Origin of the sequence: Burkholderia thailandensis E264, assembly GCF_000012365.1 — a bacterium.
GTDB classification, from domain to species: domain Bacteria; phylum Pseudomonadota; class Gammaproteobacteria; order Burkholderiales; family Burkholderiaceae; genus Burkholderia; species Burkholderia thailandensis.
Window position 1 is genome coordinate 781,038 of record NC_007651.1, and the last position, 20,415, is coordinate 801,452.

15 protein-coding genes are annotated in these 20,415 nt (G+C 69.4%); 9 read left to right on the top strand and 6 right to left on the bottom strand.

Translation table 11 applies throughout. The features are described 5' to 3' along the window. Positions 1-4 precede the first annotated feature (4 nt). Together bpeB and oprB are read left to right on the top strand one after the other, a co-directional pair. Positions 5-3,205 (top strand): efflux RND transporter permease BpeB, encoded by a 3,201-nt coding sequence (gene bpeB, locus BTH_RS15665; protein WP_009892746.1) that lies wholly within the window; start codon positions 5-7, stop codon positions 3,203-3,205. Positions 3,206-3,208: 3 nt separating this feature from the next. Then, positions 3,209-4,768 carry an efflux RND transporter outer membrane subunit OprB gene (gene oprB, locus BTH_RS15670; protein WP_011401835.1) on the top strand — a complete coding sequence of 520 codons (1,560 nt, stop codon included), beginning with the start codon at positions 3,209-3,211 and terminating at the stop codon, positions 4,766-4,768. A gap of 470 nt (positions 4,769-5,238) precedes the next feature. Here the strand turns inward: oprB and BTH_RS15675 are convergent, their stop codons facing one another. After that, positions 5,239-6,612: a nucleobase:cation symporter-2 family protein gene (locus BTH_RS15675; protein ID WP_009892744.1), complete on the bottom strand. Its 1,374-nt coding sequence runs from the start codon at positions 6,610-6,612 to the stop codon at positions 5,239-5,241. A gap of 400 nt (positions 6,613-7,012) precedes the next feature. Between BTH_RS15675 and BTH_RS15680 the strand changes: the two genes are divergently transcribed. Then, the gene (locus tag BTH_RS15680) at positions 7,013-8,437 is read left to right on the top strand and encodes a xylulokinase (protein ID WP_009892742.1); all 1,425 of its coding nucleotides are present in this window, start codon (positions 7,013-7,015) and stop codon (positions 8,435-8,437) included. Between the two features lie 221 nt (positions 8,438-8,658). On the opposite strand, the gene BTH_RS15685 is transcribed toward BTH_RS15680, so the two are convergent. Beyond that, positions 8,659-9,693 carry a GlxA family transcriptional regulator gene (locus BTH_RS15685; RefSeq protein ID WP_009892739.1) on the bottom strand — a complete coding sequence of 345 codons (1,035 nt, stop codon included), beginning with the start codon at positions 9,691-9,693 and terminating at the stop codon, positions 8,659-8,661. A 423-nt stretch (positions 9,694-10,116) separates the two neighbouring features. Between BTH_RS15685 and BTH_RS15690 the strand changes: the two genes are divergently transcribed. Next, entirely contained in the window at positions 10,117-11,223 is a 1,107-nt protein-coding gene (locus tag BTH_RS15690) for an S-(hydroxymethyl)glutathione dehydrogenase/class III alcohol dehydrogenase (protein ID WP_009892738.1), read from the top strand. Between the two features lie 13 nt (positions 11,224-11,236). Further along, positions 11,237-12,097, top strand: coding sequence for an S-formylglutathione hydrolase (gene fghA / locus BTH_RS15695; RefSeq protein ID WP_009892737.1), 861 nt, complete (start codon positions 11,237-11,239; stop codon positions 12,095-12,097). A gap of 142 nt (positions 12,098-12,239) precedes the next feature. Here the strand turns inward: fghA and BTH_RS15700 are convergent, their stop codons facing one another. The 4 genes from BTH_RS15700 to BTH_RS15715 all read right to left on the bottom strand — a co-directional run bounded on the left by BTH_RS15700 (position 12,240) and on the right by BTH_RS15715 (position 15,501). After that, entirely contained in the window at positions 12,240-13,064 is an 825-nt protein-coding gene (locus BTH_RS15700; RefSeq protein ID WP_025987609.1) for a metal ABC transporter permease, read from the bottom strand. Beyond that, the gene (locus tag BTH_RS15705; RefSeq protein WP_009892734.1) at positions 13,024-13,932 is read right to left on the bottom strand and encodes an ABC transporter ATP-binding protein; all 909 of its coding nucleotides are present in this window, start codon (positions 13,930-13,932) and stop codon (positions 13,024-13,026) included. Before BTH_RS15705 ends, BTH_RS15700 begins: the two co-directional genes overlap by 41 nt. 36 nt (positions 13,933-13,968) lie before the next feature. Beyond that, complete coding sequence (locus BTH_RS15710) at positions 13,969-14,940, bottom strand: metal ABC transporter solute-binding protein, Zn/Mn family (protein ID WP_009892733.1); 972 nt, start codon at positions 14,938-14,940, stop codon at positions 13,969-13,971. Between the two features lie 96 nt (positions 14,941-15,036). Continuing rightward, a complete protein-coding gene (locus BTH_RS15715) occupies positions 15,037-15,501 on the bottom strand; it encodes a Fur family transcriptional regulator (RefSeq protein ID WP_009892731.1) in 465 nt (154 codons plus the stop codon). Between the two features lie 275 nt (positions 15,502-15,776). Between BTH_RS15715 and BTH_RS15720 the strand changes: the two genes are divergently transcribed. Genes BTH_RS15720 through BTH_RS15735 form a run of 4 tightly spaced genes read left to right on the top strand, consistent with a single transcriptional unit; the run spans position 15,777 to position 20,311 of the window. Beyond that, positions 15,777-16,553: an L-iditol 2-dehydrogenase gene (locus BTH_RS15720; protein ID WP_009892730.1), complete on the top strand. Its 777-nt coding sequence runs from the start codon at positions 15,777-15,779 to the stop codon at positions 16,551-16,553. A gap of 4 nt (positions 16,554-16,557) precedes the next feature. After that, entirely contained in the window at positions 16,558-17,514 is a 957-nt protein-coding gene (locus BTH_RS15725; protein WP_009892728.1) for a sugar kinase, read from the top strand. Continuing rightward, a complete protein-coding gene (locus BTH_RS15730; RefSeq protein WP_009892727.1) occupies positions 17,502-18,935 on the top strand; it encodes a D-tagatose-bisphosphate aldolase, class II, non-catalytic subunit in 1,434 nt (477 codons plus the stop codon). The genes BTH_RS15725 and BTH_RS15730 overlap by 13 nt, the downstream gene beginning before the upstream one ends. Positions 18,936-18,985: 50 nt before the next feature. Beyond that, positions 18,986-20,311, top strand: coding sequence for an ABC transporter substrate-binding protein (locus BTH_RS15735; RefSeq protein ID WP_009892726.1), 1,326 nt, complete (start codon positions 18,986-18,988; stop codon positions 20,309-20,311). Positions 20,312-20,415: the final 104 nt, after the last annotated feature.

Sequence of the window (20,415 nt, forward strand, 5' to 3'; positions counted from 1 at the left end):
CTTCATGGCAAAGTTTTTTATCGATCGCCCGATCTTCGCGTGGGTGATCGCCATCATCCTGATGCTGGCCGGCGTCGCGGCGATCTTCACGCTGCCGATCGCCCAGTATCCGACGATCGCGCCGCCGTCGATCCAGATCACCGCGAACTATCCGGGCGCTTCGGCGAAAACCGTCGAAGACACGGTCACGCAGGTGATCGAGCAGCAGATGAGCGGTCTCGACAACTTCCTGTACATGTCGTCGACGAGTGACGACTCGGGCAACGCGACGATCACGATCACGTTCGCGCCTGGCACGAATCCCGACATCGCGCAGGTCCAGGTGCAGAACAAGCTGTCGCTCGCGACGCCGATCTTGCCGCAGGTGGTGCAGCAGCTCGGCTTGTCGGTGACGAAGTCGAGCAGCAGCTTCCTGCTCGTGCTCGCCTTCAACTCCGAAGACGGCAGCATGAACAAGTACGACCTGGCGAACTACGTCGCGTCGCACGTGAAGGACCCGATCAGCCGGATCAACGGCGTCGGCACCGTCACGCTGTTCGGCTCGCAGTACGCGATGCGGATCTGGCTCGATCCGACGAAGCTCACGAACTACGGGCTCACGCCGGTCGACGTGACGAGCGCGATCTCCGCGCAGAACGTGCAGATCGCGGGCGGCCAACTGGGCGGCACGCCGGCCGTGCCGGGCACCGTGCTGCAGGCGACGATCACCGAGGCGACGCTGCTGCAGACGCCCGAGCAGTTCGGCGACATCCTGCTGAAGGTGAACCAGGACGGCTCGCGGGTGCGGCTGAAGGACGTCGCGCAGATCGGCCTGGGCGGCGAGACGTACAACTTCGACACGAAGTACAACGGCCAGCCGACCGCGGCGCTCGGCATCCAGCTCGCGACCAACGCGAACGCGCTCGCGACCGCGAAGGCGGTGCGCGCGAAGATCGACGAAATGTCGGCGTATTTCCCGCACGGCCTCGTCGTCAAGTACCCGTACGACACGACGCCGTTCGTGCGCCTGTCGATCGAGGAGGTGGTGAAGACGCTGCTCGAGGGCATCGTTCTCGTGTTCCTCGTGATGTATCTGTTCCTGCAGAACCTGCGGGCGACGATCATCCCGACGATCGCGGTGCCCGTCGTGCTGCTCGGCACGTTCGCGATCATGTCGATGGTCGGCTTCTCGATCAACGTGCTGTCGATGTTCGGTCTCGTGCTTGCGATCGGCCTGCTCGTCGACGACGCGATCGTCGTCGTCGAGAACGTCGAGCGGGTGATGGCGGAGGAGGGTTTGTCTCCGAAGGAAGCGACGCGCAAGGCGATGGGCCAGATCACGGGTGCGCTCGTCGGCGTCGCGCTGGTGCTGTCGGCGGTGTTCGTGCCGGTTGCGTTCTCCGGCGGTTCGGTCGGCGCGATCTATCGTCAGTTCTCGCTGACGATCGTCTCGGCGATGGTGCTCTCCGTGCTGGTCGCGTTGATTCTGACGCCGGCGTTGTGCGCGACGATCCTCAAGCCGATCCCGCAAGGGCATCACGAGGAGAAGAAGGGCTTCTTCGGCTGGTTCAACCGGACCTTCAACGCGAGCCGCGACAAGTATCACGTCGGCGTGCACCACGTGATCAAGCGCTCGGGCCGCTGGCTCATCATCTATCTCGCGGTGATCGTCGCGGTCGGCCTGCTGTTCGTGCGCCTGCCGAAGTCGTTCCTGCCGGACGAAGACCAGGGCCTGATGTTCGTGATCGTCCAGACGCCGTCGGGCTCGACGCAAGAGACGACCGCGCGCACGCTCGCGAACATCTCCGACTACCTGCTCACGCAGGAAAAGGACATCGTCGAATCCGCGTTCACGGTGAACGGCTTCAGCTTCGCGGGCCGCGGCCAGAACTCGGGCCTCGTGTTCGTCAAGCTGAAGGATTACTCGCAGCGGCAGAGCTCGAGCCAGAAGGTGCAGGCGCTGATCGGCCGGATGTTCGGACGCTACGCGGGCTACAAGGACGCGCTCGTGATTCCGTTCAACCCGCCGTCGATTCCCGAGCTTGGCACGGCGGCCGGCTTCGACTTCGAGCTGACCGACAACGCGGGTCTCGGCCACGACGCGCTGATGGCCGCGCGCAACCAGTTGCTGGGGATGGCCGCGAAGGACCCGACGCTGCGAGGCGTGCGTCCGAACGGGCTGAACGACACGCCTCAGTACAAGGTCGACATCGACCGCGAGAAGGCGAACGCGCTCGGCGTGACCGCGGATGCGATCGACCAGACGTTTTCGATCGCGTGGGCGTCGAAGTACGTGAACAACTTCCTCGATACCGACGGCCGGATCAAGAAGGTGTACGTGCAGTCCGACGCGCCGTTCCGGATGACGCCGGAGGACATGAACATCTGGTACGTGCGCAACGGCTCGGGCGGGATGGTGCCGTTCTCGGCGTTCGCGACCGGCCACTGGACGTACGGCTCGCCGAAGCTCGAGCGCTACAACGGCATCTCGGCGATGGAAATCCAGGGCCAGGCCGCGCCGGGCAAGTCGACCGGCCAGGCGATGACGGCGATGGAGACGCTCGCGAAGAAGCTGCCGACGGGCATCGGCTATTCGTGGACGGGGCTGTCGTTCCAGGAAATCCAGTCGGGCTCGCAGGCGCCGATCCTGTACGCGATCTCGATCCTCGTCGTGTTCCTGTGTCTCGCCGCGCTGTATGAAAGCTGGTCGATCCCATTCTCGGTGATCATGGTCGTGCCGCTCGGCGTGATCGGCGCGCTGCTCGCCGCGACGCTGCGCGGGCTCGAGAACGACGTGTTCTTCCAGGTCGGTCTGTTGACGACGGTCGGCCTATCGGCGAAGAACGCGATTCTGATCGTCGAGTTCGCGCGCGAGCTGCAGCAGACGGAGAAGATGGGGCCGATCGAGGCGGCGCTCGAGGCGGCGCGGCTGCGGTTGCGTCCGATTCTGATGACGTCGCTCGCGTTCATCCTCGGCGTGCTGCCGCTCGCGATCAGCAACGGCGCGGGCTCGGCGAGCCAGCACGCGATCGGCACCGGAGTGATCGGCGGGATGATCACCGCGACGTTCCTCGCGATCTTCATGATCCCGATGTTCTTCGTGAAGGTGCGGGCTGTGTTCAGCGGCGAGAAGGAAGACGCCGACGAGGCGCTGCGCCTCGCGCACGAGCACATGCACCGTGACGACAAGCCGGAGCACGGCGACGACGCTGGCAAGAAGGATTAACAGATGAAGCGAAAACATGCTTTGACTGCACTCGCAGTCGCGCTGCTCGCCGCGGGCTGCACGCTCGCGCCGCGCTACGAGCGTCCGGCCGCGCCCGTGTCGGGCGCGTTCCCGACCGACGGCGTCTACGCCGCGCAGCCGGGCGCCGCGGCCGGCGCGCGCAGCGCGAACGGCCAGGCGGCCGTCGACATCGGCTGGCGCGAGTTCTTCGTCGATCCGCGCCTGCAGCGGCTGATCGAGATCGCGCTGAAGAACAACCGCGATCTGCGCGTGTCGGTGCTCAACGTCGAGGCGTCGCGCGCGCAGTATCGGATCACGCGCGCGGGCCTGTTCCCGACGCTCGACGGCACCGGCACGGGCACGATCCAGCGCACGCCGGCCGGTGTGTCGGTAACCGGCCAGCCGCTCATCTCGCGGACCTACAATGTCGGCGTGTCCGCGTCGTGGGAGCTCGACCTGTTCGGCCGCGTGCAGAGCCTGAAGGATCAGGCGCTCGCGCAATACTTCGCGACCGCGCAGGCGCGCAAGGCCGCGGAGATCTCGCTCGTCGCGAGCGTCGCCGATCAGTATCTGACGCTGCTGTCGACCGACGATCTGCTGCAGATCACGGAGAACACGCTGAAGACGGCGCGCGCGTCGTACGACCTGACGAAGCTGCAGTTCGACAACGGCACCGGCTCGGAGCTCGATCTGCGGCAGGCGCAGACGGTCGTCGAGACCGCGCTCGCGAACCAGCAGGCGCAGGCGCGCGCCCGCGCGCAGGCGGTCAACGCGCTCGTGCTGCTGATCGGCGAGCCGCTGCCCGACGATCTGCCGGCCGGCCTGCCGCTCAATGCGCAGAATCTGCTGACCGACATCCCGGCCGGGCTGCCGTCCGATCTGCTGACGCGCCGCCCCGACATCATGCAGGCCGAGGAGACGCTGCGCGCGGCGAACGCGAACATCGGCGCGGCGCGTGCGGCGTTCTTCCCGAAAATCTCGCTCACCGGCGCGTTCGGCACCGCGAGCCCGACGCTCGGCGGCCTGTTCAAGGCGGGCACGGCGGCGTGGTCGTTCGCGCCGAGCATCGCGCTGCCGATCTTCGAGGGCGGACAGAACATCGCCAATCTCGATCTCGCGCACGTGCAGAAGCGCATCGAGATCGCGAACTACGAGAAGGCGATCCAGAGCGCGTTCCGCGAGGTGTCGGACGGGCTTGCCGCGCGCGGCACGTACGATCAGCAGATCGCGGCGCTCGAGCGCAACGAGCACGCGCAGCAGCGCCGCTACGATCTGTCGGACCTGCGCTACAAGAACGGCGTCGACAGTTATCTGTCGGTGCTGACCGCGCAGACGGATCTGTATTCGGCGCAGCAGCAACTGATCAGCGCGCGGCTCGCGCGCTGGACGAACCTCGTCGATCTGTATCGCGCGCTGGGCGGCGGCTGGATCGAACGCGCGGGCGAGACGCCGCGCCCGGCGGATGCGCCTGTCGACTACGGCAAGGCGGCAGCGCCTGCGCCGGCGTCGGCGTCGGCGTCGGCGGCGCCCGCTGCGGCGGCCAGCGCGCCGGCGGCCGGCTGAGCGCTCGCCGGCGCCGCGACGGACGAAGGCAGCCGATTCGTTCGCCGCGCGGCGCGCGATCGGTAGCGAATTCGCCGCATCGCGATGCATACGCGAAAACCCCGCGCTTTTCGAGCGCGGGGTTTTTTGTCTGGTCGTTGCTGTCCGCTCCCGGCCGGCGTCGCGCCGCTCGACGATGCGATGCGGCTTGCGGCATTCCGCGCACAAGCCGCATGCGCCTGTCCGGCCGGCGGAGCGGATGTCGCGCGTCGGAAGACGAGAAATGCCGCGAAACGCGATGCGATGCGAGGGCGGGGGCGCGCTGCACGGCTTGTGCCGCGCGCTTCACCGCGAAGCGATGTCTGCGTCCGGTTCGCGGCGGCGTTCGCCGCGCGATCGTAATTCAATGATCGGATCGAGACGCGAGGTCGGCGAGGCGATTCGACAGGCGGCGCGCCTGTTCGATCGCCCGCGCGCCGCGCGTCCGCGGCTCAATGCAGATCGGCCGGCCGCCCGTCGAAGTCGCAGCCCGCGCTGTGAATGTCGCAGCGCGCGTCCCTCTCGCCCTTCATCCCGTTGAACACGAGATTGAGCACGACGGCCGACACCGACGCGAGCAGGATTCCGCTATGGAGGATCGGCGCGAGCGCGGCGGGCAGCTTCGAGAAGAAGTTCGGCGACACGACGGGCACGAGCCCGAGGCCGATGCTCACCGCGACGATGAACAGATTGTGGTGGTTGTGCACGAAGTCGACCTTCGACAGGACCTTCACGCCGTTCGCGGCCACCATCCCGAACATCACGATGCCTGCGCCGCCGAGCACGAACGGCGGCACCGACGCGACGAGCTGCGCCATCTTCGGAAAGAGCCCGAGCAGCACGAGGATCATGCCGCCCGTCGCGCAGACGAAGCGGCTCTTCACGCCCGTCACGCCGATCAGCCCGACGTTCTGCGAGAACGACGTGTGCGGAAACGAATTGAAGATGCCGCCGATCAGCGTGCCGAGCCCGTCGACGCGCAGCCCGCGCACGAGCGTTTCCTGATCGACGGGCCGCTCGACCATGTCGCCGACCGCGAGGAACATCCCGGTCGATTCGATGAACGTGACGAACATCACGATCACCATCGTCGCGATCGCGAGCGGATCGAAATGCGGGAGTCCGAAATGAAACGGCGCGACGAAGCCGACCCACGGCGCCGCCGCGACGCCGTCGGTGTTCACGCGGCCCGCGGCGAACGCGATCGCGAAGCCCGCGACCATCCCGAGCAACACCGAGATGTTCGCGACGAAGCCGCGGCCGAACTTGTTGATGACGAGGATCAGCGCGAGCACGATGAACGACAGCCCGAGATAGACCGGGTCTCCGTAGTTCGGATTGCCGACGCCGCCCGCCGCCCAGTTGATGCCGACTTCCATCAGCGACAGCCCGATCACCGAGATCACGGTGCCGACGACGACGGGCGGAAAGAACCGCAGCAGCTTGCCGATCATCGGCGCGAGCACGATGCCGATCGCGCCCGCGGCGATCGTCGAGCCGAAGATGTCGAGAATGCCGAGGCCCGGGTTCGTGCCGATCGCGATCATCGGGCCGACGGCCGCGAACGTGCAGCCCATGATGACGGGCAGGCGGATGCCGAAGAGCCACACGCCGAGCGTCTGGATCAGCGTCGCGATTCCGCAGGCGAACAGATCCGCGCTGATGAGGAACGCGATCTGGTCTTTCGGCAGCTTGAGCGCGCCGCCGACGATGAGCGGCACCGCGACGGCGCCCGCATACATGACGAGAACGTGTTGCAGCCCGAGCGTCAGCAGCTTGCCGGACGGCAACACCTCATCGCACGGATGGACCGTGTTCGATTGCATCTGTCTCACTCCATGATCTTGTTTTGATGGTGGTTCAACGTTATGCGCATCGACGAATCGCAACAAGAGCACAGGTTTCTATTCCGTGCTTCGCTGCGTCGATATGCGCGCCGGGGGCGTCGGAGCGATGCGTTCATCTCGGGGGCCTGCGCGAGCGGGTGAGTGATGCCGTTTTATCGCCAGCCAAAATTGATCGGTCGACGCCGCCAAATATCGTCTGGTTTATGGTCTGTATCGGCGCATCGGCATAGTGGCTTCGCGCGAAGCGCGGCAGGCGCAGCGGGTTTACCCGCGCGCAGCCGCTTCGGGCGGGAATTCCGGCCATGCGCGCCGCGCGCGTGAGCATCGATGTTCGGGGCGGTTATCATCGGCGTCGGCTCATTCGAATCCATGTTTCGTTATGCGATTTCTCGGCATTGATCTGGGGACCGGGTCCCTCAAGCTCGCGATCGTCGACGGCGACGGCCGTGCGTGCGCGTCATCGGGCGCCGCGTGCGCGGTCGCGACGCCGCAGCCCGGCTGGGCGGAGATCGACGTCGCCGTGTGGTGGCGCGCGCTCGTCGACGCCGCGAAACGGTTGCCCGAGCAGGAACGCGCGCGGGTGCGCGCGATCGGCTTCTCGGGGCAGATGCACGGCGTCGTGCTGACCGATGCGTCGGGACGCGCGCTGAGGCCCGCGATGCTGTGGCCCGATGCGCGCGCGACCGCGCTCGTCGCGCGCTGGCCCGCGTCGCCGAATCCGGTGTCGCCCGGCATGGCGGGGCCGTTGCTCGCGTGGCTTGCCGCGCATGAGCCGCATACGCTGCGCGCCGCGCGCTGGGCGCTGCAGCCGAAGGACTGGCTGCGCGTCGCGTTGGGCGGCGACGTTGCGAGCGACCCGTCCGATGCGTGCGCGACTGCGCTCGCCGGCCCGGACGGCGAGTGGGACGACGCGCTCGTCGCCTCGCTCGGCTTGCCGCGCGAGCTGTTCGCGGCGCCGTGCGCGTCGGACGCGCGGTGCGGCGCGCTGTCGGCCGACGCGGCGCGCGCGCTCGGCCTGCCCGCCGGGATCGCGCTTGCGGCGGGCGCGGGCGATACGCCGTGCGCGGCGCTCGGCAGCGGCCTCGCGCAGGACGGCGACGCGCTGCTCACGACGGGCACGGGCGGGCAGATCGTCGTGCTGACCGCGCAGGGCGCCGCGCCCCGCGCGGGGCTGCACCGCTATCGCGCGGCGAGCGGCGCGCGCTATTACACGATGGCCGCGATGCAGAACGTCGGGATCGCGCTCGAATCGGCGCGCGGCTGGCTCGTCTATCCGGACTGGCGCGCCGCGTACGACGACGCGTTCGGCGCGAGCGCGTCGCCGCGGATCAGCTTCCTGCCGTACCTGACGGGCGAGCGCTCGCCGTGGATGAATCCCGCCGCGCGCGGCGGCTGGCTTGGCCTGTCGCTCGGCGACACGCGCGGCGCGCTGATGCGCGCGGCGTTCGAAGGCGTCGCGTTCGCGTTGCGCACCGGGCTCGACGCGATTCGAGCGGACGGCTCGTCCGTGCGCGCGCTGCGGCTCGCGGGCGGCGGCTCGGTCGAGCCGCGCTGGCGGCAGTTGCTTGCCGATGCGCTCGACGTCGAGTTGCACGCGGTCGACGGCGCGGACGCCGCCGCGCGCGGGGCGGCGCTGCTCGGTGGCGTCGCGGCGGGGCACTGGCGCGCGGCGGAGCTCGCGGCGCTCGCGCCGCGCGCGACGCGCGTCGCCGCGCCGGCGCACGACACGGCGCTCGCCGCGCGGCACGCGCGCTTCATCGAGCTGTATCGACGGGCCGAAGGGTGGTTCGACGCGGGCGGTTGAGCGGGGACGCCGCACCGACGGGGGCCGATCGATGTCGGGATCGACGTCGTGCCGACCGGCGCGATGCGAGCGTTGCCGTGAAGGCGTGGCGCGCGTCCGGTGAGTTGCGTTGCCGCCGCGTCGCCGAGACTGGCGGACGGATTACGCGCGCGCGGGGCGTTTTGCAGGGCGCCTGGCCGGAAACTCGTGTCGCATTTTCTGCGCCCGACGCGCCCGACGCGTCAGTCCGCGTCGCCGCTCGCCCGCACGTCGCGCACGCCGGTGCCGGAGAACCGCTCGCGATACGCGCCGGGCGTCACGCCGAGGCGGCGCATGAACACGCGACGCAGTTGGTCGTCGGAGTGAAACCCGCTGCGCATGGCGACCGACTTCAGCGGTAGCGCTTCCTGCTCGAGCATGCGGCGCGCTTTTTCGAGCCGCGCGATTTCGATGAATTCGGCCGGACGATAGCCGGTTTCCCGCACGAACACGCGGATGAAGTTGCGCTCGCTCATCGCGGCGCGCTTCGCGAGCTGCGCGATGCTCAGGCGCGTGTCGAGCGAGTTCAGAATCCAGTCCTGAACGTCGCGAATCGACGCGTGCGCGGTCATCTGGCTCGCCAGATACACGCTGAATTGCGACTGGCCGCCCGGGCGCTTCAGATAGATCACGAGATCGCGCGCGACGGCGAGCGCGATCTCGCGGCCGAGATCCTCCTCGACCATCGCGAGCGCGAGATCGAGGCCGGCCGTCACGCCCGCCGAGGTCCACACGTTGCCTTCGCGCACGAAGATCGCATCGGGCTCCACCTTCACCGCCGGATAACGCGCCCGCAATATGGGGGCGACGCTCCAGTGCGTCGTCGCGCGGCGGCCGTCCAGCATGCCGGCCTCGGCGAGAAAGAAGCAGCCCGAGCACAGGCCGACCATCCGGCCGATCCGGCCGGACACGTCGCGGCACCATCCGACGAGCATCGACGTGTCGCGCAGCGCACGCTCGATGTCGCGCGCGCCGACGACGATCGCCGTGTCCGGCACGGCGAGCGTGTCGAGCGCCTTCGTCGCTTCGAGCACGATGAGGGTGTCGGACTTGACCGCGCCCTTCGCGGGCGCGGCGATCTGAAGATCGTAGACGGGCGCGAGCCCGGCGGCGGCGAGCCGCGCATTCGCGTAGTCGAACACGTTGATGACGCCGACGGCCTCGATTGCCTTGAATCCCGGATAGATCACGACATCGACGGCCGTCGTCCGATGCCGGAGGGGAATTTCCGCTGCCATGCCGTTTCACCATCGACTTGCCGAGACCGCGCCGATCTTAACTCACTTCATCGGCGCGGACGATCGCGGCGGCCGGGGCGGCGGCCGCTCCGGCGTCGCGCTCGGCGCATCTTCGCCGGCGGCGGAAAGCCCGCGGCCGGCGGACCGGGGCGGCTCGCCACGCGCCGGCCACGGCAGCGGCAGCGGCAGCGGCTGGCGGCGACACCCCGACACCCCGACGCAACCGCACGCGCGCCGCCCTGGTGGCGCATGGCGGCATGGCAACACGCCCCCGACACCCCGGAAGCGGCCGTCCGCACGGCCGCCCGAGCCTGACAACGTTCCGCCGATTCCTGCCAATTTCCGCGCCGCAGCCGCCGGCCCGGCCGCGCATGCGGATACACTTGGCGACATTCCACCCAGTGACTTCTCCGGAGAACACGCATGAAGACGAAAGCCGCGATCGCCTGGAAGGCGGGCGAACCGCTGACGATCGAAGAGGTCGATCTCGAGGGCCCGCGCGCGGGCGAGGTCCTGATCGAAGTGAAGGCCACCGGCATCTGCCACACCGATTACTACACGCTGTCGGGCGCCGACCCCGAAGGCCTCTTCCCGGCGATCCTCGGGCACGAGGGCGCGGGCGTCGTGGTCGACGTCGGGCCGGGCGTCGGCACGTTGAAGAAGGGCGATCACGTGATTCCGCTCTACACGCCCGAATGCCGCGAGTGCAAGTTCTGCCTGTCGCGCAAGACGAACCTGTGCCAGAAGATCCGCGCGACGCAAGGGCGCGGCCTGATGCCCGACGCGACGTCGCGCTTCTCGATCGGCGGCAAGCCGATCTTCCACTACATGGGCACGTCGACGTTCTCGAACTACATCGTCGTCCCCGAGATCGCGGTGGCGAAGGTGCGCGAGGACGCGCCGTTCGACAAGATCTGCTACATCGGCTGCGGCGTGACGACGGGCGTGGGCGCCGTCGTCTACTCGGCGAAGGTCGAGGCGGGCGCGAACGTCGTCGTGTTCGGCCTGGGCGGCATCGGCCTCAATGTGATCCAGGGCGCGAGGATGGTGGGCGCGGACAAGATCATCGGCGTCGACATCAACCCGAAGCGCGTCGAGCTCGCGAGGAAGTTCGGGATGACGCACTTCGTCAACCCGAACGAGGTCGAGAACGTGGTCGACCACATCGTGCAGCTGACCGACGGCGGCGCCGACTACTCGTTCGAATGCATCGGCAACGTGAAGGTGATGCGCCAGGCGCTCGAGTGCACGCACAAGGGCTGGGGCCAGTCGTTCATCATCGGCGTCGCGGCGGCGGGCGAGGAGATCAGCACGCGGCCGTTCCAGCTCGTGACGGGCCGCGAATGGAAGGGCTCCGCGTTCGGCGGCGCGCGCGGGCGCACCGACGTGCCGAAGATCGTCGACTGGTACATGGAAGGCAAGATCAACATCGACGACCTGATCACGCACACGCTGCCGCTCGAGAAGATCAACGACGGCTTCGACCTGATGAAGAAGGGCGAATCGATTCGCTCGGTCGTGCTGTACTGATCGGGGGCCTTGCATGGGGACGACGATGCTCGAACTCGTTTCTTCGCATGCGTGCCACGGCGGCGAGCAGCGCTTCTATCGGCACGAATCGAAGACGATCGGACTGCCGATGAAGTTCTCGGTGTACCTGCCGCCGCAGGCGGCGCGCGGCCGCGTGCCGGCGCTGTTCTACCTCGCCGGGCTCACGTGCACCGACGAGACGTTCGCGATCAAGGCGGGCGCGCAGCGCTTCGCCGCGCAGCACGGCGTCGCGCTCGTCGCGCCCGATACGAGCCCGCGCGGCGCGCTCGTGCCGGGCGAGGCGGATGCGTGGGATTTCGGCGTCGGCGCGGGCTTCTACCTGGATGCGACCGAGGCGCCGTGGTCCGCGCACTGGCGGATGGAGTCGTACGTCGCCGGCGAGTTGCGCGAGATCGCGGCGGCCGAGTTGCCGATCGACGGCGCGCGGCTCGGGATCTTCGGCCACTCGATGGGCGGCCACGGCGCGCTCGTGCTCGCGCTGCGTCATCCGGACGTCTACCGCTCGGTGTCTGCGTTCGCGCCGATCGCCGCGCCGTCGCGCTGCCCGTGGGGCGAGAAGGCGTTTTCCGGCTATCTGGGCGCCGACCGCGAAGCGTGGCAGCAGCACGACGCGAGCGAGCTCGTCGCGCGCGCCGGCGCGAAGCGGTTCGCCGAAGGCATCCTGATCGATCAGGGGCTCGCCGACCCGTTCCTGGCGACGCAGCTCAACCCCGACGTGTTCGAGGCCGCGTGCCGCGCGGCGGGCCAGCCGCTCACGCTGCGCCGTCACGCGGGCTACGATCACGGCTACTACTTCATCTCGACGTTCATCGCCGATCACATCGAGCATCACGCGCGCGTGCTCGGCCGATGAGCCGGCGCGCGCGATCGGCACGACGAGCGGCGCGGCAAGCGAAAACGGCGAGAATGACGGAAGAAGCCCGCACGGCTCGCAAGCGCGGTGCGGGCTTCTTGTTGTCGACGCTCGAGCGACGCGCCTCGCGCGCGAGCGCGCGTCACGCGTGATGCCGTTTCCCGACGAGGCTCGCGCCGTAGACGAGCGCCGACAGCGCGGTGATCCAGAAGCTCGTCGGCCAATCGGTGTAGTACGCGAGCGTGATGCCGAACCAGGCTTCGCCGAGCGCGAACGCGGCCGCGAGCCAGATGCCCGTCGACAGCCGGGTCGCGAGGTTCTGCGCGGCGGCGGCCGGCCCCACGAGCAGCGTGAACACGAGCAGCACGCCGACGATCTGCGTGCACGCGGCGACGGCGAGCGCGCAGATCGACAGGAACAGGACCGACACGAGCCGCAGCGACACGCCCTTCGCCTCCGCAAGCTCCGGCTGCAGCGACGCGAACAGGAGCGGCCGCGCGATCGCCGCGAGCGCGGCGAGGCTCACCGCGCCGATCGCGGCGAGCACGACGAGTGTCGCGTGGCTCACGCCGAGCACGTTGCCGAACAGGAGCGAGGTGACCTGCGTCGCGTAGCTCGTATAGAAATGCAGGAACAGCAGCCCGCAGCCGAGCGCGACCGACAGGGTCACGCCGATCGCGACGTCGCGGCCCGCGAGCCGCTCGCCGAGCGCGCCCATCCCGATGCCGGCGGCGAGCGTGAAGCCGAGCATCCCCCAGATCGGCGAAAGGCCAAACAGCGCCGCGCCCGTCGCGCCGGTGAAGCCGACGTGCGACAGCGCATGGCCCGCGAACGTCTGTCCGCGCAGCACGAGGAAGTAGCCGACGATGCCCGCGAGCACGGCGACGATCCCCGCCGCCGCGAACGCGTTGATCATGAATTCGTATTCAAACATCGTGTGAGTGCCCGCCGCCGTGTGAGTGCGCATGCCCGTGGCCGTGCGCGTGGCCGTGCGCGTGGCCGTGCGCGTGGCCATGCCCGTGACCATGATCGTGGTCGTGCTCGTCCTCGTGTCCGTGATCGTGCTTCTCGACTTCGACGTCGCCGGACATCACGAAGATGCGCCCGTTCACGCGCATCACGTCGATCGGCGAGCCGTACAGGCGCGACAGCACGGGCTTCGTGATCACTTCGTCGACGGTGCCGAGCGCCGCGACGCCGTTGCCGAGATACAGCACGCGGTCGAGCGCGTTCAGGAGCGGATTGAGCTCGTGCGCGGAAAACAGCACGGTGATGCCGAGCTCGCGCTGCACGCGCCGAACGAGCTCGACGACGCCGCGCTGATGGTTCGGATCGAGGCTGATGAGCGGCTCGTCGAGCAGCAGCAGCTTCGGCGCGCCGAGCAGGCATTGCGCGAGCAGCAGGCGCTGGCGCTCGCCGCCGGAGAGCTCGGACAGCGGGCGCGTCGCGAGCGCGCTCGCGCCGACGAGATCGAGCACGCGATCGACGTCGGCCGCGACCGCGGCGCTCGCGCGCGGCAGCCCCCAGCGGTGGCCGTCCGCCGCCATCGCGACGAAATCGCGGCCGCGCACGCGCCGCCCGGCGAGCGCGCTGCGGATCTGCGGCATGTAACCGATCGCCGCATTGCCGCGCGCCACGGGCTCGCCCGCGACGCGAATCACGCCGGACTGCGCCGGCACGAGGCCGAGCACGGCGCGCATCAGCGTCGTCTTGCCCGCGCCGTTCGGCCCGAGCACGCCGACGAATTCGCCCGATTCGACGGCGAAGCTCACGTCGCGCAGGATCGTGCGGCCGCCGAGCGCGAGCGTCACGTGATCGAGTTCGAGCGCATGCATGGGGTGGGTCATGTCGTTGCTGTCGTGAAACGTTCGTTACGGGCGCTGCCCGAGCGCCGCCGCGAGCGCGTCGAGCTGTGCGAGCATCCATTGCTGGAAGGTCTTGCCGGCGGGTTGCGTCTCGGTGACGCTCACGGTCGGCACGCGCGCGTCCTGCGCGAGCTTGAGCATGCGCTTCGTCATCGGCTCGACCGCCTGGCTGTTGTAGATCAGCACGCGCACCTGGCGCTTCTTCAGATCGTTCTCGAACGCGGCGATGTCGGCCGGGCTCGCCTCGGTGTCGTTCATCGCCGCGAGCTGGAAGCGCTGGTTGCGCATGTCGAGCCCGATCGCGTCGGCCATGTAGCCGAACACGGGCTCCGTCGCGGTCACGCTCGCGCCCTTGTAGCGCGCGCGCAGCTCGGCCAGCTTCGCGTCGATCGGCTTCATCGACGCGACGAACTTCGCGAGATTCGCGTCGTACTCGGCCTTGTGCGCGGGGTCCGCGGAGCCGAGGGCCGCGGCGAGCGCGCGCGCCGCGGCGGGCATCGTCGCCGGGTCGTACCACAGGTGCGGGTTGTCGCCCGCCTTCTTGCCGACGAGCTCGGCGACGACGATGGTCGCGCGCTTCGCATTCCTCGACGCGGCCAGCAGCGTCGCCATCCACGGATCGTAGTCGGCGCCGTTGTAGATCACGAGATCCGCGTGCTGCAGCTCGCGCGCGACCTTCGGGCTCGCCTCGAACAGGTGCGGGTCCTGATCGGGATTGCTGAGCACGCTCGACACGGCGACGCGCGCGCCGCCGATCTGCTTCGCGACGTCGCCGTAGAAGTTCTCGGCGGCGACGATCTTGAGCGCCGCGTTCTGCGCGAACGCGGCGCTCGTGAGCGCGAGCGCGGCGATGCCGGCGGCAAGCGTGCGCGCCGCGCGCAGCAGCGGCGATGCGTGTAGTTCGAGCGCCGGGCGCGGCGCGCGGGGCGAAGAGGCAAACGTGCGCAGCGGCGCGCGCAACGTGGCGGCAAGGGACATGCGGTCTATCCTCGATTCGGTTGGCGGCATGAAGAAGCCGGGAACAGCGGCCGGCCGCGCAGCGAGCCGAGCGGCCGGAAAAAGCGGCGAACGGATTCAGCCGTGATGCGCGTGCTTCGTCTTGCACTGCCCGCACAGGCCGGTCAGCTCGACGACCTGCCGATGCACCTCGAAGCCGTGCGCGGGCGGGCTCGACGACAGCTGCTTCGCGAGATCGCCGCCGGGAATCTCGACGGTGTCGCCGCATTCCTCGCAGATCAGGAACTGCCCTTCGTGCGGCTTGCCGATCTCGCAGCACGCGATGAACGCGTTCTTCGATTCGATCCGGTGGATGAAGCCGTGCTCGACGAGAAACTCGAGCGCGCGATAGACGGTCGTCGGCGGCACGCGGCCGCGCTGCGGCTCGAGCTCGGCGAGCAGATCGTACGCGCCGGTCGGCCGGCCGGCGGCGAGCACACGCTCGTAGACCTGGCGGCGCAGCGGCGTCCACGCGAGGCCGTGCTCGGCGGCGAACGCGTCGGCGCGGGAAAGGCGGGCGGCGAGGGAGTGGGTCGATGCCATCGTGCGAACCGTTCGGGCGGGGAGATGGCGTGATGATATAACGTATCCAGGCGCGCCGCATCCCCGCGCCGCGCACGTCGGCTTCCGCCCTTGTCCCGCGTGGGCCGCCCCGGGATCGCGATGCGGCGGCGCATCATCGAAACCCCGATTTTCCGCCTTGACAGTGCCGGTTTCGTGGTCGATCATTCGTTCGCAAGCAGAGCAAATGATCGGTTAATGAGCGAACGCTCGGCCCGGCGGCCGGCGGCGCGACGTATAACGAATCGGAGACACCAGTGAGACTGCAGGAGAAGGTCGCGATCCTGACGGGCGCGGCAAGCGGTATCGGCGAAGCCGTGGCGCGACGCTATCTGGAAGAGGGCGCGCGCTGCGTGCTCGTCGATCTGAAGCCGGCCGACGGCGCGCTCGCCCGGCTCGTCGACGCGCATGCCGGGCGCGCGATCGCCGTTTCGGCGGACGTCACGCGCCGCGACGACATCGCGCGCATCGTCGCCGCAGCCGTCGAGCGCTTCGGCGGCGTCGACATCCTGTTCAACAACGCGGCGCTCTTCGACATGCGTCCGCTCCTCGACGAATCGTGGGACGTGTTCGATCGCCTGTTCGCGGTCAACGTGAAGGGCATGTTCTTCCTGATGCAGGCGGTGGCGCGGCGCATGGTGGAGCAGGGCCGCGGCGGCAAGATCGTCAACATGTCGTCGCAGGCGGGGCGCCGCGGCGAGGCGCTCGTGTCGCACTACTGCGCGACGAAGGCCGCGGTGCTGAGCTACACGCAATCGGCCGCGCTCGCGCTCGCCAAGCACGGGATCAACGTGAACGGCATCGCGCCGGGCGTCGTCGATACGCCGATGTGGGAGCACGTCGACGCGCTCTTCGCGCGCTACGAGAACCGCCCGCTCGGCGAGAAGAAGCGGCTCGTCGGCGAAGCGGTGCCGCTCGGCCGGATGGGCGTGCCCGACGATCTGACGGGCGCCGCGCTCTTTCTCGCATCGGCGGACGCCGACTACATCACCGCCCAGACGCTGAACGTCGACGGCGGCAACTGGATGAGCTGACCTCATGGCCGCGATCGTCGCCGCAGGCGAGCTGCTCGCCGAATTCGTCGCCGCGAAGCGCGGCCAGGGTTTCGCCGCGCCGGGCGAGTTCGCCGGCCCGTTTCCGAGCGGCGCGCCCGCGATCTTCGCCGATCAGGCGGCGCGCATGGGCGCGTCGGTCGCGTATGCGGGCTGCGTCGGCCGCGACGCATTCGGCGACGCGATCGTCGCGCGGCTCGCGGGCCACGGCGTCGACGTCGCGCGCATCCGCCGCGCCGCGCGGCCCACGGGCATCGCGTGCGTCGCGTATCACGCGGCCGGCGGCCGGCAATTCGTCTACAGCATCGAAGGCAGCGCGAGCGCGCTCCTCGAGCCGGCCGACGTCGATGCCGCGATGTTCGCCGGCTGCCGCTACTTCCACGTGATGGGCTCGTCGCTCACGAGCGAGAGCGCGATCGCCGCGGTCAAGCGCGGCGTGATCGAGGCGGCGCGCGTCGGCGCGAAGATTTCGTTCGATCCGAACGTGCGCGCCGAGATGCTCGCGTTCGCGCCGATGCGCGCGGCGCTGCGCGACATGCTCGACGCGTGCCACCTGTTCCTGCCGAGCGAGGCGGACCTGCCGTTTTTCTGCGGACCGCAGCCGCCCGAGCGCGCGATCGCGGGGCTGCTCGCGACGCATCCGCTGCTCGAGCGCGTCGTGCTCAAGCGCGGCGCGGCGGGCAGCGCCGCGTTCGATCGCACGGGCAGCATCGCCGCGCCCGCGTACGAGACGGCCGAAGTCGATCCGACGGGCGCGGGCGACTGCTTCGGCGGCACGTTCGTCGCGTGCCTGATCGCGGGGCTGCCCGTCGCGACCGCGCTCGCGCGCGCGAATGCGGCGGGCGCGCTCGCGGTGTCGCGCGTCGGGCCGATGGAGGGCAACAGCATGCCGGACGACATCGACCGTTTTCTGGCCGAGCGGGGTGTGCGATGCGCGGCGTGAGCGCGGTTGCCGAACGCCCGCGCGCGGGCGGCCACGTGCAGTTGTTGCGCGAGATCTTCGATGCGAATCGCGCGGGGCGCGCGAGCGGCATCTATTCGGTGTGCAGCGCGCATCGCCTCGTGCTCGAGGCGGCGTTCGAGGCGGCGCGCGCCGACGAATCGCCGCTGCTCGTGGAGGCGACCTGCAATCAGGTCAATCACCGCGGCGGCTATACCGGTATGACGCCCGCGGATTTCCGGCGCGACGTCGACGCGCTCGCGCGCGATGCGGGCTTTCCGGCGCAGGCGCTGATACTCGGCGGCGATCATCTCGGCCCGAATCCGTGGCGGCATCTCGCCGCGCGCGACGCGATGCGCGAGGCGCGGACGATGGTCGCCGCGTATGTCGCCGCCGGCTTCACGAAGATCCATCTGGACGCGAGCATGGCGTGCGCGGACGATGCCGCGCCGCTGTCCGACGAGACGGTCGCCGAGCGCGCCGCGCAGCTGTGCTCGGCCGCCGAGGAGGCGGCCGTGGCCGCGGGCGCGTCGCCTGTCTACGTGATCGGCACCGAGGTGCCGACGCCGGGCGGCGAGGTGAGCGCGGCGGCAGCCGGCGCGGCGAACGATCCGGATGGCGAAGCAAATCCGCCGGCGCGCGAGGCGCTCGAGGCGCGCAACGAAGCGGCCGCCGACGGCGGCGCGTTTTCGCGGATCGAAGTCACGCGCGCGCAGAGCGTGGGCGCGACGCTCGCCGCGCATCGGGACGCGTTCGAGCGGCACGGCTTGCGGCACGCCTGGTCGCGCGTGATCGCGATCGTCGCGCAGCCTGGCGTCGATTTTGACGATCGCCGCGTGCTCGACTACGATCCGGCGCGCGCCGCCGCGCTCGGCGCGAGCATCCTGCGCACGCCGTCGCTCGTGTTCGAAGCGCATTCGACCGATTACCAGACAGAAGATGCGCTCGCGGCGCTGGTGCGCGATCACTTCGCGATCCTGAAGGTTGGGCCGGCGCTGACGTTCGCGCTGCGCGAGGCGCTGTTCGCGCTGACCTACATCGAGGACGCACTCATCGACCACGCATCCGAGCGCTCGCGACTGCGCGAGGTGATCGACGCGGCGATGCGCGAGCGTCCCGAGTACTGGGCGCCGTACTACCGCGGCGACGCGCTCGCGCAGCGGATCGCGCGCCAGTTCAGCTACAGTGACCGAATCCGCTATTACTGGCTGCAGCCCGCGGTTGCGGCGGCGCTCGAGCGCCTCTTCGACAACCTCGCGCGCCGCGCGCCGCCCGAGACGCTCGTCGCGCAGTGGCTGCCCGACGTGTACGCGGCCTGCCGGCGTGGCGAGCTCGCGCGCGAGCCGCTCGCGTGGGTGCGATACCGGGTCCGGGACGTGATCTCGCGCTATGCGCGCGCGTGCGGAATGCAGCAAAGCGCTTGAAGCGGCCCGCCCGCCGGGCGGCCACACGATATCAAAACAGGAGACATGCCATGCAACGAAAGACGTCCATCGCCGCCGCACGCGCGGCCGCGCTCGCCGCGCTCGTGTCGTCGGCGCTCGCCGCGCACGCGGCGACGCTGACGATCGCGACGCTCAACAACCCGGACATGATCGAGCTGAAGAAGCTGTCGTCCGCGTTCGAGAAGGCGAACCCGGACATCAAGCTCAACTGGGTGATCCTCGAGGAGAACGTGCTGCGCCAGCGCGCGACGACCGACATCACGACGGGCAGCGGCCAGTTCGACGTGATGGCGATCGGCACGTACGAGGCCCCGCAGTGGGGCAAGCGCGGCTGGCTCGCGCCGATGACGAACCTGCCCGCCGGCTACGACCTGAACGACGTGATCAAGACGGCGCGCGATTCGCTGTCGTACAACGGCCAGCTGTACGCGCTGCCGTTCTATGTCGAGAGCTCGATGACGTTCTACCGCAAGGACCTGTTCGCGGCGAAGGGGCTGACGATGCCCGAGCAGCCGACCTACGACCAGATTGCCGAGTTCGCCGACAAGCTGACCGACCGCGCGAACGGCACGTACGGGATCTGCCTGCGCGGCAAGGCGGGCTGGGGCGAGAACATGGCGTACGTGTCGACGCTCGTCAACACGTTCGGCGGCCGCTGGTTCGACGAGAACTGGAACGCGCAGCTCACGTCGCCCGAGTGGAAGAAGGCGATCAACTTCTACGTGAACCTGCTGAAGAAGAACGGCCCGCCGGGCGCGAGCTCGAACGGCTTCAACGAGAACCTGACGCTCACCGCGTCGGGCAAGTGCGCGATGTGGATCGACGCGACAGTCGCGGCGGGCATGCTGTACAACAAGCAGCAGTCGCAAGTCGCGGAGAAGATCGGCTTCGCGGCGGCGCCGGTGGCCGTCACGCCGAAGGGTTCGCACTGGCTGTGGGCGTGGGCGCTGGCGATTCCGAAGACGTCGAAGCAGCAGGATGCGGCGAAGAAGTTCGTCACGTGGGCGACGTCGAAGCAGTACGTCGAGATGGTCGGCAAGGACGAGGGCTGGGCGTCGGTGCCGCCGGGCACGCGCCAGTCGACGTATCAGCGCGCCGAGTACAAGGCGGCCGCGCCGTTCTCGGACTTCGTGCTCAAGGCGATTCAGACCGCCGATCCGAACGACCCGTCGCTGAAGAAGGTGCCGTACACCGGCATCCAGTATGTCGGGATTCCTGAATTCCAGTCGTTCGGCACGGTGGTCGGCCAGGCGATCGCGGGCGCGGTCGCGGGGCAGATGAGCGTCGATCAGGCGCTTGCAGCGGGGCAGGCGGCGGCCGATCGCGCGGTGCGCCAGGCCGGCTACCGGAAGTGAAGCGCCGCGCGCGCCGCGCCCGCACGAGGCGCGGCGCGCGCGGCATCGCCGTCACGCGGGCGCAAGCGCTGCACGCGCCCGCGCATCGAAAGAGGTGGTCCCGA